This is a genomic window from Verrucomicrobiales bacterium (genome assembly GCA_016793885.1).
In the GTDB taxonomy this organism is placed as follows: Bacteria; Verrucomicrobiota; Verrucomicrobiia; order Limisphaerales; family UBA11320; genus UBA11320.
This window is the reverse complement of sequence record JAEUHE010000061.1, coordinates 48,658-66,788: the sequence shown is the minus strand read 5'-3', so window position 1 is coordinate 66,788 and position 18,131 is coordinate 48,658. Positions and strand designations below refer to the sequence as shown.

Sequence of the window (18,131 nt, the reverse complement as noted above, 5' to 3'; positions counted from 1 at the left end):
CGCGCCTCCTCCAAGCGTGATATCCTCTTACCCGTCCAGCTAGTAACCAACCGACCCCCTACCGATCCGTCGCCGCCTCCGCCTGAAGGCGGAACTCCGTACGGGGACCAGCCCCTTCGGCGCATGGAGTTCCCACTTTAGTGGGGGACGCGCGCCTGATGCCACCGGTATAGAAGCTTACCCGTGACGTGCTAGAAACCTTCGGCACCCCTACCCATTCTTCGCCGCCTCCGCCTGAAGGCGGAACTCCGTACAGGGACCAGCCCCTTCGGCGCATGGAGTTCCCACTTTAGTGGGGGACGCGCGCCTCATGCTATAGGTATAGGAGCTTACCCGGGACGTGCTGGAGGTCCTCCCCCCCGTCCCTTGACATCAAATCATCCCGTGTTAGCGTCTGAAACATCACCCAGCGCCGCGCGCCTGTGTCCTGCTTCGCTCGAGCCCACGCCGGTCAGGGGCAGGTTAATGATGTTGTCACAAGGAACCTATCGCCATGACTCACCCAAAGTCACAGATGCCTCTCACTCGCGCTGATCGCCCGATGTCAGGAAGAATCGCTTCGGTCCTCCTCATTTCGCTTTCAACACAACTTAGCGGCTTCGGCACAAGCGTCGCCTGTAATGAGCCATCGCTACGAGCGGCGGTCGAGCAAGGAGGACTGATTCAGTTCGGATGCGATGCGACCATCCGCCTCTCCAAACCCTTGTCCATCACCAAGGACACCATTCTGGACGCGACGGGCCATCGCGTCGTCTTAAGCGGCGACGACCAAGTCAGAATCTTTGAAGTGGCCGCCGGCACGAGTCTCAACCTGACCAACCTGATCCTGACCCAAGGCTATGCCATCGGGGGAACCAACAACCAAGTTCCGGAGGTGGGCGACGCGGCGGGGGGAGCAATCCTTAGCTTAGGCCGGAGCCTCGTCGCCGTGGACTGCGCCTTCACCTCCAATCGAGTCGTGGGAGCCCGAGGATTCATTGCACCCAACGCGGAAACTTTCCCGAGGGCTGAACGAGGGGGCCACGCCGTGGGAGGAGCGGTTTCTGCGTATGCCGGGAGCGTTCGGTTCGAACGATGCCTCTTCCAAGGGAACCAGACTCAAGGCGGACTAGGAGGTACCTACCAGGACGGGGACCAGATCAACGACTCCACCAGCCCTGGAGGCAACGCCGCTGGAGGAGCCCTGCACAGCACGGCGACAGAACTGACCCTTCGTGACTGTCAGCTGCTCGCCAATCAAGCCTCGCCCGGTTATGGCGGACAACTGTCAAGTATTGGAAACCGATTCAGCAACGCGACGGGACTCGGGTCAGGGGGAGCAATCTACAGCGCCAGCGGAGTGAGCCACATCGAAGGGTGCACCTTCCAGTCCAATCGGCTGCTGATTCCGGGGAGTCGCTATGGCGGTCCTTATGCCGGGGGAGGCATTTATAACCTCCAGGGCAGGATGACTATTCATGACACGACCCTTTCGGGGAATCAGGTTTATGGTTCGCTGGGCAACTTGAGCATGGGAGGTGCCATCTACAATGGAGGCCGTCTAGATCTACGGCACTGCCAGCTCCAGACCAACTTGACGAGAGGAGCCGGGACAGATTCGAGCGGAGGCGCCCTTTTCAATGCCGGGCAATGCACGATCGAATCCTCAACCTTCCATGAGAATGCGGCTCAAGGCGAATACTGGTTTTACAGCGCCCGCTTGACTTTTCCAGGGCAGGCCAAAGGAGGAGCGATATACAATGCTGGATCGCTCGACCTGCTCAGCAGCTCGTTCGTCCGGAACACGTCCGGCATCGGGAACGTCAACACCTCTGTTGGTGAGGCCTTCGGTGGCGCCGTCTATAACACGGGGTGGTATAGGGGAACCAATGCAACTTTCTTCGAGAACGCGACTCACCCCTCCGGAACCCTCGGAGGGTTTGGGGGAGCCATCTTCAACCAAGGCACGACTACCCTGGCACATGCCACCTTGGCAGCCAACCGAGTCCTGGCTGCGATTCCCAAAGGCAACTACACCGGCCGCGGAGGTGGCATCTTCAGCACCAACGGGACCGTAACGCTGCTGAACTCCCTGCTGAAGCATGGATCCAGTGGATCCAACTGCTTTGGTGCCCTCACGGACGCAGGAGGCAACCTGAGTTCGGACGCCAGCTGCCACTTTGCCAATGGCTTGAACAGCATTGATCCCCTGCTCGGGCCGCTCAAGACCTACGAGAACGGGGTTCCACTGCTGGTGTTGCTGTCAGGAAGCCCCGCCATTGACGCAGCCCTGCCGGAATCCTCTCCCGCTTCAGACGCACGGGGAGCCTCCCGACCTTTCGGCCCCAAACCCGACATAGGTGCTTTCGAAAGCCATGGGGAGTTTGCTCCCAACACGCTATGGGTCGATCGTCTCAGCTCTGGCGAGATCCAGATCTCCCACTACTCGCCGACGAAGCAACCCCGCGTGCTGGAATTCTCCAGCGACCAGCAGACTTGGAACAACGAGCCGCCGGGGACAGCCAGCCGAGATCTGGTTTCCAGCTGGCGAGTCCCCATCCACGCAGGCGATTTCACCCGCTGGTTCCGCGTTCGATGGCAGTGATGAACAAGAATGCCCAAGCCCGAGAGCCTGCAGGCCGAACTCATACCTGGTTGTGCGGCCTTCGAGGAGACGAGCCAATCAGCAGGGCGGTAGGCAAGCCGCCTAAGAGACGGTTTGCCTACCGCCCTACCGCCCTACCGCCCTACCGCCCTACCGCCCTACCGCCCTGCCGCCCTGCCTGAATGGCTGGCTTAGGTTGTTGACGATTTCCTTCGTGCTGGATTACACTCATTCTTATCCGACTGCAGTTAGATGGATCGGAGCCAGGGCACGTCCAAAGGCCTCAAAACGAACCGTGGAGGTTCGAACACCGCGTGCGAAATTATGAACGCTTTTCCACTAGTCCCACCCTCAGCGCGAGACATCTGCTACTTCCGCTCCCCGCAATGGTTGCATGGTTTTCGGCGGGTGGCGACGCGCGTGACCTTCTTGCCTTGGTGCATCTTGACCTTAAGCCTGATCGGGGTTTCTGCTGGGGCAGCCAGTTATCCCCTCCGCTACTCCTTACCCGAACCGGGGCCGGTGTCGCTGGCGGTTTATGCTGAGAACGGGAGTATGGTCCGCACCGTCCTCGCCGGCGATGTTCGGACAGCCGGCTCCCATACGGAGTTGTGGGATGGCAAAGATGAGGCAGGTGCTCCGGTAACAGACCCGGAGAGGTGTCGATGGAAGTTACTCAGCCCGAAACCTCTGACGGCGGAGTATCTACTCTCCTTGGGAAGCTCATTTCCCGCCGGAGAAGGAATGCAGGAGCACGGGGTAGGCAACCATTGGGGCCCCAGTTCCATCGCGGTGCATCACGACTCAGTGATTGTGGGAGCGATGGGGACTGAGGGGGCTCCTGGGGCTCTTCGCATGACGAAGGATGGAGCGCGCAGAATCTGGAGTGCTGATGCGCCAGCGAGCTTTCTTGGCCGCTGTGCACTGGCCATCATGGACGGCTGGGTTTTTCACCTCCAACAGAACTATATTCTGGGTGGCCACCCCATCGACCAACCCAACGGGCCTGACCGACCCGTGGGACGAATTCCGTGTTCCCCTTCCATACCTGTTGGATTCCGCCGCGATGCCGCCTGGCCTGGGGACCCGATCCCGGGAGGGGATACTCAACTGGCGGATATGGATCTGGCCGCCCGGCTGGTGGCAGGTGAACGTCAACTCGTGCTCAGCTACCTGAACCACCACGAGATCCAATGGATCGATCCTGTCATGGAATTTGATGTGGCCGACTATTCGGTGCCTTGCCTGGAAGTACAGCCCTCTGTTCGCATCCTTGATCGCATGTCGGTGCCTTCACCTCGAAGTGTGGCGATTGATTCGGATGGATCGGTTTTGGTGCTGAGTGAAACTCGGTTGCTCCGGGTTTCTCGGACGACGAGATCGATTGCGGTCGTGGTCGATCACCTGGAGTCTCCTCATCGGTTAGATGTAGATCCGATCAGCCGCGAGATTCTCGTCGCCGAACGGGGCAGCAGCCAACAGATCAAGCGCTTCTCGGCCGATGGCGTCCTGTTGGCTACCTACGGGAGACTGGGGGGACGGCTGGAGAACGGGTTGTATGATCCCGAAGCTGGTTTCCTGGATCTTGACGACATCGCCGCGGATAGTGATGGAAGCTTTTGGGTGGTGGAAGGCAACACGGCACCACGTCGGGTGGCTCACTTCAGCGCGGGTGGACGCTTGATCCGGGAGTGGTATGGAGGACAACCTTGGAACCCTTTCGCCTCGGCGGACCCCGACAATCCCGCGGTTGTGTGGGCGGAGTCCAGTCGTCGACCCCGAGGTCAGCATCTCATGCGGCTGGAGGTAGACTATGCCACGCGGTCCTGGCGGGTGCACTCGACGTATCAAGTTCCTATGGCTTACTCGCCGGGAGTGGGAATCAATGTTTGGAAGGTACGGAAGCATGAGGGAGTTACTTTTCTGGTTCGCGACAATCAGCGTAATCTCTCGATGGCCGGGGGGAGTTTGGAAATTCTGCGGGTTGATGAAACCAGCTGGCAATTGAAGCCGTGCGTGCTTGCCAACGCCGGGTGGCCGGGTGACCCTCACGCGGAGGCCGGTTCGATCCTCCGGTCTCCGCACGACGGCTTTATCTGGACGGATGCAAATGATGATGGGATCCAGCAGGAGGGCGAATTTCGTCGCTTTCCAGGTTTTCGAAAGTGGTTCTACGAGGTGAGTGATCCCCGAATCGATGCCGGCTTTGGCATTATCTATCGAGATCAGGTCACGCGCCGGGTTCATCGGTTGCTCCCGCGAGCTTGGAATACCTCGGGCGTTCCGGAATATCCGGATTGGCCAGAAGCCCATTCGGCCAGCTTTGCGGCGATTCCGGAACTCGCGACCGAAGGAGGAGGCAGTCCCGCGATTTACGGGCAGGCACATTTGCTGAGTGGTGGGTCCGACGGGTCTGTGTATGGGGCGTTCCCGTTGGGCCTGCGGGGTTTCGATTCGGTCGAGGCCGTTCGGTTGGTTCGCTGGGATCCCGAGGGCAAACTGAGGTGGGTGATCGGTGCAAATCGGCACCAGGACCAGCCGCCCTTTATCCGGGTGCTTTCTCATGCCCGGATTGATCCTCCGGCACCCGGCTACGTGATCACTCCGCGTAACAACGTGGGGGTTGTGAAGGACTGTGTTGTCGTCGCTGACTTCCAGGGCTGTCTGGCCTCGGACAACCCCGCCGCGTTAACCTATGTGTGGGACCGGGACGGGCTGTGGGTGGGGAGATTGTTCGACCACCCGGCCCTCACTCCCGGGCTGTCCGGCATGTATTGCCAAACAGCGGGCGACAATGGGGCTGGGGAAGTTCGCGTGGACCCCGCGACCGGGGATGTGCTCTACCTGGGTGGTTGGGCCAACGAGGTGAGGGTTTATCGCATCAAGGGATGGGACGACTGGGTTCGGCGCGAGGGCACGGTGGAGGTGGACTGCAACCCTGCGCCACGCGGGGTGTTTCGTGGAGAGTTTCCCGTGTGGCCGGATCTCCCAGCCGGCCCCGGCGGGCGGGAGATCGGTGTCCGCTTCCAGGCCTCCGAAGCGGGGGTGCTCCACGGTCTCCGCTTCTGGAAGGCGCCGGCGGAAATCGGGAATCACCGCGGGAAGGTATGGGATGATGCGGGTGTGCAGTTAGCCATGGGCCACTTCGAGCAGGAAAGTGAGAGTGGTTGGCAAACGGCTCAACTCGTGCCGCCGCTTTCGGTCGAGGCGGGGCGGACTTATCGGGTGAGTGTAAACGTGAATCAGTTCTTCGTGGCCACGCTTCAGGCCCAGGAGGAGCTTGGATACGGAGCGCTGTCGGTTCCTTTGCCATCCGCTGTCGAGCGGAGTGGGCTGCGAATTCTGCAGGAACCCACCTACGGCTATTTCTCGGCGATCGACACCTTTCCGTCGTCTCCGGGTATCCTCTCCGAGGGGGAGACTCTGAACGCATTGTATTTCTGTGATGTGCTTTACGCGCCTGGCTTGGCTGAGTCCTGCCCCAGTGGGATCACAGGGACAGTCGACTGGGTGGGGGATGAGGTGATCTCGACCGGTACAAGGTTCCTCGCCAACACCACTGTAACCGTCTCTGGGGGTCCAGGGAACGAGGTGGTCTCGCAGCCTCTGACGCGTCCTCCGACCGGTAGATTCCACATTCGCCCGCTTCTGCCCAGCCGGGGAACGGAACCGCCCCGCGGCTACAACGTTTCGGTGGCGCTCAACGTTCAGCGAGGTGACTGGTTTCAGTACTTTCGCTCGCCCACCCTTGGCCTGGGACTGAATGCGGCTGTGGAGGTGGGAGTGGGAGAGACCGTGGACCTGGGAGAGACCTTCGCGTTCAACCCCGGTTTCGTAGTGGGAGCCCTTATCCTCCGTGGCCCGTCTCCCCGACTTCTCGGATACCCCTCGCCTCTGCAGAATTCCGCCCTGGTTTCCGGGCGGGATATGCAGAACCGGGTCTTTGCCGATGGACTCGACTATCGCACGTTCGGAGGGAGTGATACGGGCGGCGCGGAAGCTCGAGCAAACTTCGAAGGAAGATACGATTCGGCGAGTGATGCCTTCCGGGGCTCCTATCAGTTGGCTCTCGCTGGACTAGGGGGGAGGCCGGGGACCTGGGAACGATTTGGCGCGTGGCTCACGATGCGGGCCGGCTCCGCGGATCGGCCTGATGAATACGTTGACCATGAGCTTGTTCTGACTGAGTATCGAAACTCCGGCTATGGGGGGCGGCTGACTGTCGCGTCCGGGGAAACCCTCACCAACCACCTGCGTTACTGCCTGAGTGAGGTGACGCTCGAGTTGGAAGCCGCTGGCCGGCAACTCAGTCGTCCCACCGTTCAGACGCTCGGACAACTGCATCCCAGCTTTGGACCCGATTCGTCCGGCGAGATCAGATGGTATACGGCGGAGCTTCGGGGTGTTCGCGGCACGGTTGCCGCAGGCGGATCCCGAGCCCAAGTGGTGGTGTACCTCCCGGAGGGCCAATATGTTCTCCAACCCACCGCGCAGGCGCAGCTCCCCGATGGTGCTCAAGAAACGGTTCAGTTCGCTCCGGTGTCGCTCACCGTCGGCTGTGGACAACGGCTGCGATTTTCCTCCTGTTTGGCCCTGGAGATCAATGAAATCGCTACCTGCCAGAACCGGGATGGCGTGGTTGTCTCCGGCCAGGTACGCTCCGGTTGCAACATCCCGCTCCGGAGAATTGAGTGGAGGGTGGATGGGGGGGCGCGGCATGTCGTTTGCGAAGACTGTGCTGCGAGCCGTGCCTTCGAATTTATCGTGCCCTGGACGGGAACCTGTCGTGAGCGTTTGCTGGAGGTCGTGGCCACAGACCAACAGGGACATTCCGCCCAGATCACCCGCCGATTGTTACCGGACGCAACTCCTCCGCGGATTCTGGCTCCCACCAACCTGGTGGTGCAATGCGAGGGACCTCAGGGCGCCGTGGTACACTTCCCGGTCTCTGCCGAGGACGACTGCGGAGAGGTTACCTTGCGGATACAGCCGCCCTCGGGATCGCTCTTGCCTCCCGGCGACACCGAGGTTGTATGTATCGCCCGGGATGCTTGCGGCAATGAGTCTCGCACCAACTTCGTCGTTTCCGTCGTGGGATCCTGTTCGTTGCCCTCCTGCTCGTTGGGGGAGATCGCTCAAAACGGAAGCTTCGAAGAACCGGGTGTCCCGGACGGCTATGTCCTGCTGGAGGAAGGTGCGGCGTTTCCCTCGCATTGGACCGTGCTCGCCGGGGGAGTCGAGTGGTTCAACCCACGTGTGGCTCCCGCGGCGGTTAGCTCGGGGCAGGCGGCGGCCGGGAACTACTTGCTGGATCTGGCTGCCAGCCCGGCCGGCGGGGGGATTCGCCAAAGCGTGGCCACCACTCCCGGCCAACGATTGCTGCTCGAGTTCGCCCTGGGGACTTCCCGCGAGCGAGGGCGCGGGGGACGTGCGACATTAACGGTCTCGATCAATGGTGAGGAGTATCCGTTCGAGCACTCAACCTCCGGTTCCACGATCGATTGGACATCCCGTTCCTTGAGTTTCACTGCCCCCTCCAGCACAACACAGATCGAGTTCCGGACGCGGGAGGCGGACAGTGCCAATTTTGTGCACCTGGACAATGTTCGATTGCGCGGTAATTGCCTCTTTCTCCATTGTCCGGAGGATCGGTTGGTGAAGGCCAGTCTGGCTCAGGGAGCATTGGTCTATTACGAGGTGAGCGCCGGGAATCTTTTCGATCCGGCGGACGTCAAGCTCACCTGCACTCCGCCTCCGGGATCCCGTTTTCCGGTAGGGACGACTCTCGTTCACTGCCGGGTGGAAGGCTCGGGGCAAAGTTTGGAGTGCAGCTTCTCCGTGGTGGTGGCTCGGCTTGAACCGAAGGTCTTGCTGAGTGGCAAGGTGGTGGATTCGGAGGGGCGACCGACCGCGGGGGTTCGTGTTCAGTTGGATGGCGATGCGGTGGGCGAAGCGCTCACCGGTGCGGACGGAAGCTACGAGGTAGGGCCGGTGCCGGCCGGGGGCACCTACCAACTGATTCCGTCCAAACTCGGCCACCGTTTTGAACCTGATCACCAGGTGTTGTCGGCCGTCTTCATCGATGAGCGGGCGGAGTTCAGGTCCGTCACCCCGTGGAGGGATTGGGTCCTACTTAATAACGCGGCAATCCAGCAGGACGTGCTCGGGGCGCCGGATCAGGATACCGATGGCGATGGTCAGCCGGATCTCATGGAGTATGCGTTCGGCGGTGATCCCTTCCGCAAGGACGAGCTCCACCCCCTTTCCATCAGACTGGAACCGGATGCCCATTTGGGGGCGAGTCCCACTCCTGTGCTGCGGTTCAAGCCGGTCGAGATGGCAACCGATTTGCGATTTGATCTGGAGTATCGCGAGGAGGTCGATGGACAGTCCCCCCTGGGTGGGTGGCAAGGATTCCCGGGGCCGATTCGAGCGATCAATGACCCGTCCACGGGGGCGTTCTCTCACTATGAGGTGAGGATGCCGGAAGAGCTCCGGACTCGGAATCTGTTTTTGCGCCTAAACCTCTGCCGATTGGCCGATGTTTGCTCGCCGCCAGCGCCACGCACGTTCCGCAGCGAATCGCTCCGGATCGGCGCCTACAATGTGCAGAGCATGGCCTCTTTGCTGGTGGTTCCCACCCTCACCTCCGGCTGCTGCGAGGATATCCCTGACCGGGTGGGGAAGCTCGCGGAGCGGATTCGAGCCACGGGCTATGATATCATCGCCTTTTCCGAGGCCTTCATCAGCGACATCCAGACCCGCCTGCCGGATCTGCTGCTGGCGGATTACCCCTATCAGATTCGACATATCGATCAGGAGGTGCCGGGGATGGACTTCGATCAGGACAGCGGATTGATGTTGCTGAGTCGACATCCGTTCGCTCCCTTCACCGAACTGGATGGGAACGCGTCCGACTACCGTCCCGGTGGAGGGAATCTGGTGGCGCGCGCGGGGGCAGTGGGTGACTGGAGGGATGTGGCCTTCGTGCCATTTGGTGAGGAGTGCGAGAACAATGAGAATGACGATTGTTGGGCGAACAAGGGATGTGCCTATGTCAGGATCCGGCATCGGGAAACGGGAAGGCCTTACAATGTGCTTTTTACCCACCTGGATGCCGGCCATAGCGTGTCCGATCGGTGGACGAGGAAGCATCAGTTGGACACGATCGAGTGGCACATGCGCCGGTTTCTGGGGGACAAGCTGAACACCGAGACCGTGATCATGATGGGGGATCTCAACGTGGTTGGGAGTGATGGTTTACCGGAGTATCAACAAACGTTTGGTCCCGCGGGCGGGTTCTTCCGCCGGGTGCTGAGGGATACCTGGCAGGATCAGCGCTATACTGGCTTCCCGGTCGCCAGTCAGGTGCATCGGGATCCGGGCCTTACCCAACGGACGGATGGTGCTGGGGGACCGAGTGAGCGACTGGATTATGTCCTCCTGAGCAACCCTCCAGACGATGCCGGTTTCAGAATGACGGTGCAGCACGTCGCGGTAGCTTATGGCTTGCGTTGGGGGGAGCCCTACCGGGAGGCAGCCTTCGGGCTGGCCGGAGTCACTGATCTGAGCGACCACTTGGGGATCATCGCGGATCTGAATCTGGAAGGACCCCATTCCAGTCCCCAGACCGCCAGCAATCTCCCGGTTCACTCCTTGTCGGGGCCGACATTTGATGGAGCCGTTGTGTTCAATGGACGGATCGCGTGGCCGGGCGGCATGCACTGGTTCAGGCTCGATACCAACGGGACGTTCGCCATCGAGGTGGATTCGCCCTCCTCGGAAACTTCTGGGGGCGATTTTCGGTTCCATGTTTACACAGAGGAGGACCTGTCGCGTCCCTTGTTGCCATTGCTCGGCGAGTCCAGAGCGTTGCGGGCCGTGGGAGAGTCAGGCACCTTTCCGGCTCAGGTTTTCTCGCTCACCCAGGGCAGGTGCTTCATTCGCGTGTGGTCGGAGGATCCTCGTCGAACGGGCGCGTTTCGCCTGAAACTCCGCCACCACCAAGGCCAGGATCTGCGGGATGTGGTTCATCTCCATCCGAATCGGTTTCCACCACCTCGGATTTCGGCGGCTGCTAACCCCGCATCTTCGGAGGTTCGGTGGTTTAAGTTTTTCACCGAACGGTCCGTGACCCGGCGTCCTCAGTTGCTGCACGCGTATGCGTCGAATTGGTTTACGACGACCCTTCCGAGCGTCGAGCTTCGCCGTGCCGACCTGGGGGTGGAAGCAACCCCTGCTGATCCGAGGCGTCCGTATTTCATTGAACATCGTGACTTGGGTGGCGAGCCCAGATACCTGCGGGTTGAGATTCCACCGCATCTCGAGGCTCTGGAGCTGTACGTCGGTTGGGACACTGACTTGACGACCTTGAGTCCGAACCCGAACGGCAGCGTCTCGGCTCAGGTGATGTCCATGCATTGCGCCACTCAGACGGATGGCGATAGCTTCGGGGGTGATGATGACGATCTGGTGTTCCGAATCTCCGTGCCTGATGATGGACTGTTCCGGCGGATCCTTCGCCTCGGTCCGTTGCTGGACGAGTGGGATGAGGGTCAGACTCTATCCATGGAGGCGATGGTTCCCAACATTTCGTTCCTCCCGGACGAGCCGCTTCACCTGGAGCTGATAGAGAACGATGTGGCCTTCTACAGCACTTCGGTTTTGGATTTCGACTCCAACCCAGCGACCGGCCATTACGAAAGTGAAACCGCTAACCGCAACGATTTTCAGTTTCTAACCGGCGTGGTGGAGCCCCTTGCGCGTAACCGACGCAGTCGAGTTGATGCCACCAAGCTCTTCGTGAATGGGGTCATCCCGCCTGACGATCCTGTCTTGAACCACTTTTTTCGCTTCCCACAGTATCGGTTCCAGTATCATCTGAGTCACGGCCATCCTCCCAATGAAGCTTATCGAAGCAGGTGAGTCATTGATTGCTGGCTTAGGGGGTTGCGATAAGCGGGTAGGCGCTCCTGCGTCGCGCCAACCCAGGGCTCTGAGGCGGAATCCCGGTGGGATTCCAGCGGTTGGCCTAGCAACTCGTGTGCAATAGAAAGAAAGCGCTACCTCACCTCACATTCGTCACCTGGATCTCGAACCGTTTTGGTGCCGATCGCAAGGCGATCCCATAGCCGCCAAAAAATTCTCTGAAAGATTCCGCCCTGGGGTCGGTATCAGTAAGTGTTTATGACGCTTACATCTATGAACCGGACGGCGGGACCCACACGATTGCAGGCCAACCCAGAGCGGAAGTCGTTCTTCTCCAGGGACCAGCACCGCACAGTAGCCTCATCCAGCGTGTGCCGGTGGTCGAGGGGGCTGGCATTGCTCGCGATGCTAGCTGGAGCCTGCCCAGGGAACGCTGCGGATCTGACCGTTAACATTTCCATCGTCGACGCCGGGATCCAGCTCGAGTGGGACTCCCATTCGCTAACCGCATTGGCTCCTTTCTATCACAACACTTTCCAGCCTCAGCGCAGTTCGGACCTGGTCACTTGGCACGATACCGAACCGTCCTTCCTCGGCGGATCGTCCACCCAACCGGCGGTCCACTGGGCACGACAGTTCCCTACCTCCGACCAAGCGCAGTTCTTCCGAGTGCTCGGGACTTTCCAGCAGCCCGGTGCCAACCTGAATGGCATTCAGCTCGGGGGAGCCGACCTGAGCGGCGCGCAATTGGCGGGAGCCAACTTGGCCAATGCGAATCTCACCGGAGCCAACCTCACAGGCGCGGACCTCTCCGGTGCCCTACTGACGGATGCGCAATTAGCCCAGGCCAGTCTATCCGGAGCCAACATCGATAAGATCAACCTCAACAGCGTCGGCCTCCAGGGAGCCGATCTGTCCGGAACGATCGGGTCACCTGTCTTTACCCAGGTCAAAGGGGCCGCCAACACACCCACCGGCCTTCTCCTCCCGGATTTCCCCCGCTACCCCGCTGCCTCTGAGTTTGATCACTCGGTGCCCAATTTCGCAGGAAAAGGGGTCGCGAAACAACTCGCAGTGGTCACGTTGAAACCCGAGGCAACAGTCGCCCAGATCAACAGCCTCCTTTCCAAATATCAGGGCTCGATCGTGTCCTGTCGTCCGCAAAGTCCCAAGGCGAATCAGTCCTTCCTCCTGATCCGCTTTCCGACCGAAAGTCCGTCAGCCTTGCAGTCACTGGCCGATGCCTTGATCTCCGAGCCCGGAGTTGCCGCGGCGATCCCCGATATCCAGCTGTCCCCGGACAACATGACCCTGGATACCGCCCCCGTGGGAGCATCCGACTCAGCGGGCAACTATCTTACCTGGCTTTGGGATACCTACTGGAATCCCAACGGCGGCAACTGGGGACTCGAATGGTGCCGAGTTCCGGAACTTTGGAACTTCGGCGAAGCCATCGAGAAAGCAGGAGGACCCAAGACACCCACTCTGGTGGTCGATGGCGGTTTTCCGACGCATACCGACTTGGACATCGACGTCCTCAATCCCGCCATGCCAGGCCAACATGAAGACCATGGACTTCACGTCGCTGGCATCATTGGAGCGAAGTATGGAAACCAAATGGGCATCGATGGTGTTAATCCGTTTGGAGTGCTTCGGGGCTACTCCTTCGACTTCCCAACCCTCTCCTCGTTCTACCAGGACATCATCACCGGACTTACGCTGGCTCCCGATACTAAGCTGGTGAACATCAGCATCGGTTTCGCCTGGTCGCCTCACGGAACTCCTCTGACCCCAGCCGAGCAGGCCAACGCGACAAGGTATGCGCTGCAATCCGGCGCGATGTCCTACGTGGTCGCGATCTCCAATCCCAACACCCTGTTCGTCTGCAGCGCTGGAAACGACTACGGCGCCGTCACTGCGGCGAACAACAGCCCCTGGGGAGCGGCCGGACTGATCTACAACGCACCCAATGTCCTGGTGATCGGATCCTTTGAGTCCGACGGCACGATGTCGGACTTCTCAAATCCCGGGCCGCATGTGCTCGCCCCTGGTGGAACGATTTTGTCCTTGGCCCCCAGCAGCGGCTACGCGGTGAAGAGCGGCACTTCCATGGCCACGCCCTTCGTTACCGGCCTCGCGGGATTCCTGTGGGCCGCGGATCCCAATCTGACGGTTGCCGAGATTCGGAACCTCCTCCTGACTACCGGAACCGGCGCCGTCGACGCCTACATCAGCCTTCTGTCCATCGATTCCCTCCCTGGCCGGAACAACGAAATCCTACGCGGCCTGCTCGATGTGGACGACGGTACCCCTGATGGCGTCACGCGGATCGATGTGCCGGCCATTTCGGATCTAGGCGATCGCAGCTTCCATCGCATCGCGGGCACAGTGGACAACACTCAGTTTGGAACCCCTGGCCAGGGACATCGCGGCAATGGCAAGATCGATATGGGCGACTTCCGAACCTGGCGTGACTGGCTGTTGAACGGTGAAGAGTCGTTCACTCTCAACCACAGTCTCAACGGCTCCGACGCCAACCCAAAAGTCGACGCCAACCAGGACGGCGAGTACCAGGCCGATCGAGAGATCAAGTTTCACCCCCGCGGGGACTTCAATGGCGATGGGGTTATGAATCGGAGCGACACGCTCGAGATGGCCGGTTCGCTTGGCACCATCGAATACACTGACTTGGAAGTGTTGCAGGCATCCGGCCTCTGGGAAGACCCGATCTATCAGGTTACCGATCTCGATACCCTGATCGATTCCCTGGACCTGGTGGTTTCCGGGAAGTCCCTCCTGATCAAAGAGCCGACCTTCCCTGAAGCCTTGGTCTGGGTCAGAAATGCAACCACGGGGGCGAAGCTCTACCAGCCCTTCCGACTTAGCCGCACTAACGACACCCAAATCTATACGGTTCCGGTGGGCCAAGAATACTACGTGGCGACAGATCCTATTCAACTGGCCGATGGACGCGTGGTGCTAGCCCGCTCCATCGGAACCATGAAACCCACTGCGGTGCACCGGGGCGGCGACTTTGCCGTAGACCTCACCATCGTCGAGATGACGGTGAAGTTCGCCACCGAAAACCCTCAGCACGCCGAGCTGGTCTCCGACCCGAAGGCCAAGGCCGTGGCCGCACTTATCACCGAGCTGGCCACTTCCGACCCCACCGGCAACCCACCGCAGGCCTATGCCAATGATCAGGCCACTCTCTACGCCTGGGCCAAGAGCGCCCCCTTCCAGACCGCCCCCCCGGACAAGCAAGCCGACTACCGAGCCGATGTGAGCTGGAAGCGTTCCTTCACCAAGCTGCCAGGGGTTGCGTTTCCCAAATACCACATCAAGCCAATCCATCTGCGTCTGGCGGACCAGGATCTGCATCCCGACACCAATGAACTGAGCGCCGAGACCATGATCCTGTTGCAGCGCCGAGTCGGAGCGGCCACGAATGCAGAGTGGCGGAACATCTTCTACGCGCGCACACACATCGTGGGTCATGGCCAGGACGACACGACGGCGCACACCTTCCGCATCGAAACGCATGAAGGCTACTTTGGCCCTCCAACTCCCACTTTTGAAAGCGATTCCCAAGGGCGCATTTACTCGATGACGGTCGAGTTCCCGGACGTTACCCGGCAGATCGACCTCAGCGACATCGCCGACGGTGCGTCATTCGAGCTTCGCTACATTCTCCAAGCAACCGCCAAGGGACCGCTCAACATCAACAACCCCTGCGACGGCGACTGCGTTGCGGAGGCCTATGTGGGCGATCCTCTCAGCTACGGAAGCGGTCTATCGATGCGCTACGGCGACTTCGGGGGATTCTTCGAACTCCACGGCCCATCGTTCCAGCCGAATGGCTCGCTCGTAATCCCCTACTCCTCCTCGCGGGAGTTCTATTTCACGCTCTACCGAACCAATCTCATCACCCATACCGAGACTCCGATCGCCCTCCAGCGTGGGGTCGACGGAACCGGAACCTTCATCGACTCCACCGCCCCGGCTGGAGCCACGCTCGAAAACTACCGCCTGCTGGCTGTTCCTCTGGAGCGTCCGGTCGATGCGGATGGCGATGGTCTGGACGACCTCTACGAGTTGGACCGTCCCCAGATCCTCAATCCACTGGATCCGACCGATGCTAGTGAGGACGCCGACCACGACGGCTACACGAACAAGGCCGAGTATGAGAACGGCACGAATCCGGAGGTGCCCGATGCGCCTCCCGAGTCGGACCCGGGCTTCTACCCCGCTCAGATCCAGGCGCTGGACTTCGGCAGCTCACTGCTCTTGGAAGACGTGAACCAGGACGGAAGACGAGATATGGTCTCGATCCACCCGCAAACCGGCAACATCCTGGTCCAGCTGGGCAACCCCGACGAAAGCTTCCAAGCGGGCCTGGAAAGCGCCAGAATCGCGGAGTTCAGCTCGATAACCGACATGCAGATCGGTCAACTCGATGCGGATGCGCTTCCGGACCTGGTCATCACCTCGCTGGTGGAGCAGCGGGCCTACGTCTATCAGGGCTTGGGAGACGGCCGATTCCAGTTCCGGTTGGAACTGGTCACCGGATCGAACCCCCGACGGGTGTTGCCAATGAACCTCAACGGGGACGCAAGCCTGGATCTCGTGGTACTCAACGAACGGTCGAAGTCCGTCAGCCGATACCTCGGCAATCCTAACGGATCCTTTTCCTCGCTCGGTGAACTGGCCGTGCCCGGAACGGGATTCCTCAACGACCTGGCGTCCGGGGACCTGAATCAGGACGGCAAAGCCGATCTCGCCATTAGCGCGAACGCCAACCTGGCGGTGGTGCTCTTGGGTAAAGCCAATGGCGATTTCGAGGCTGCGAAATTCTTCGAAGTCGACCTGTTCCCTAATCATGTCGCCGTCGGCGATCTGAATGGTGACGGGCTTCCGGACATCGCGACCACCAGCAGCACCGTGGATTCGGTGTCGGTGCTCTTCGGCCTGGGTCAAGGCAACTTCTCCGGACAAGTCCGACTCGCACTCGCCGATAACCCGCTCAAGCCCATCATTCGAGATCTCAACAACGATGGGAAGGGCGATTTGGTGATCGGACACCTCATGTCGGTCGTGACGCGCATCCTGGGAACATCCGGCCAGACGTTGACCAGTCCATCGCTCATCTCGGCGATCACCGGAGGAGCTCCGATCGTGGTGGACATTGACGAGGATCAGAAGCTGGATCTCCTCACTGGGATCAGCGGTCGCTACAGCTTTCTCAAGGGGAACGGCGACGGGTCGTTCAAAGCCGGAGTCGTGCTGTTCCAGGCGGGTAAAGATTGGTCCCACCCCGGCCTGCTCACCACCGCAGGCCACCCACCCCGATGGGCCGCCCTGAATCACGTGAGCAACTCGGTGGAAGTGGTGGAACTCAACGGTCTGGCCAGCCTCCGGATTGTCCAGACCATCACGCTCACGAACAATCTGGCTGGGCTGGAACTCAAGGACATCAACGGCGACGGCATCGCCGATGCCATCGCCTACACCTCCTCGTTCGCATTCGGCACGAGGGTCAGCGGGACGAATCGGGTTCACTTCATGATGGGACAGAGCGATGGCACTTTCGCTGCACCCACCTTTCTCGCGCTTCCAGAAGCTCCACGGTCTCTGGTGGTGGCGGATCTCAATGGGGATGGACGCAAGGATCTGTTGTTCATCGGAGGCGACAACTTCCGATTTCTGCCTTTCCTCCAAGGGGTGGGGGGCACCTGGCAGCCTCAGACCGCCTCAGCACTCATCGGGTTCCCTTCAACGATGCTCGCCACCGACCTCAATGGTGACGGCAAGGAGGAGATCGTCGCCCAAGGCTACGCCGAAGAGATCAACATTCTAAGTTGGAATGGGACGAGCATCGTCGCAGCGCAGACACTGCCGAACAGCTCATCGACGATGAAAACGTTGCTCGCCGATTATGATCACGACGGGGATCTCGACCTCCTGACCGTCGAATACAGTGAAACGGAATCGAAGGTCAAGGTATACCCCACGGCCAACGGCTTACTCGGGGCCGGCACAACGCTGCTTCAGATCACTGATCCCTCACGCACCACCGTGGTCGACATGCAATGGGCAGACATCAACCAAGACGGCTTACTTGATCTGCTCCTGGAGGATGGGTCGATGACCCTCCAAGTCTACTTGGCTCAGCAATCCGGTGGGTTTGACGAAGCTGGATTCCACTTCATGAACACCTCCGCGAGCAACCAAGCGGAGTCCAAACGCATCTTCGCTCTGGATCTGACAGGAGACAGTCGGACGGACGTCCTGACCATTGGAGGGGGAGAGATACATGTGCTCCCCCATCAGTAGCAGCCTGTCGGACTTGTAGGCGAATAACTCCCTGAAGGAAATGCTCATCATACCAGGATAAGGACTGAAGGCGGAGCGACGGGCGGCCCTTTCTCCCCACCGCAGCCACCTGTTTACCAAGGGGGCTGCGGAATTTTCCTCCGGTATGCACCCCATAGACGAGAAGCTCCGGGATCCCGATACTTTCGCATCGACGATTCAAGTTGCAGGGCTCCGAGGCTTTGGAGCAGATTGCCCTTAAGGATCACAATCGCGCCTGGTTTGGGGGCTACAATCAGCCCTGAGC

The 18,131-nt window shown here is 60.3% G+C and carries 3 protein-coding genes; all 3 read left to right on the top strand.

The features are described from left to right. Positions 1–493 precede the first annotated feature (493 nt). The 3 genes from JNN07_07960 (at position 494) to JNN07_07950 (ending at position 17,845) form a co-directional block, all read left to right on the top strand. Positions 494–2,584 (top strand): hypothetical protein, encoded by a 2,091-nt coding sequence (locus tag JNN07_07960; protein ID MBL9167661.1) that lies wholly within the window; start codon positions 494–496, stop codon positions 2,582–2,584. A 324-nt stretch (positions 2,585–2,908) separates the two neighbouring features. Beyond that, entirely contained in the window at positions 2,909–11,509 is an 8,601-nt protein-coding gene (locus JNN07_07955; protein ID MBL9167660.1) for a DUF4082 domain-containing protein, read from the top strand. Between the two features lie 261 nt (positions 11,510–11,770). Next, on the top strand, positions 11,771–17,845 hold the full coding sequence (locus JNN07_07950) for a VCBS repeat-containing protein (protein ID MBL9167659.1): 6,075 nt from the start codon (positions 11,771–11,773) through the stop codon (positions 17,843–17,845). The last annotated feature ends 286 nt before the right edge of the window (positions 17,846–18,131 follow it).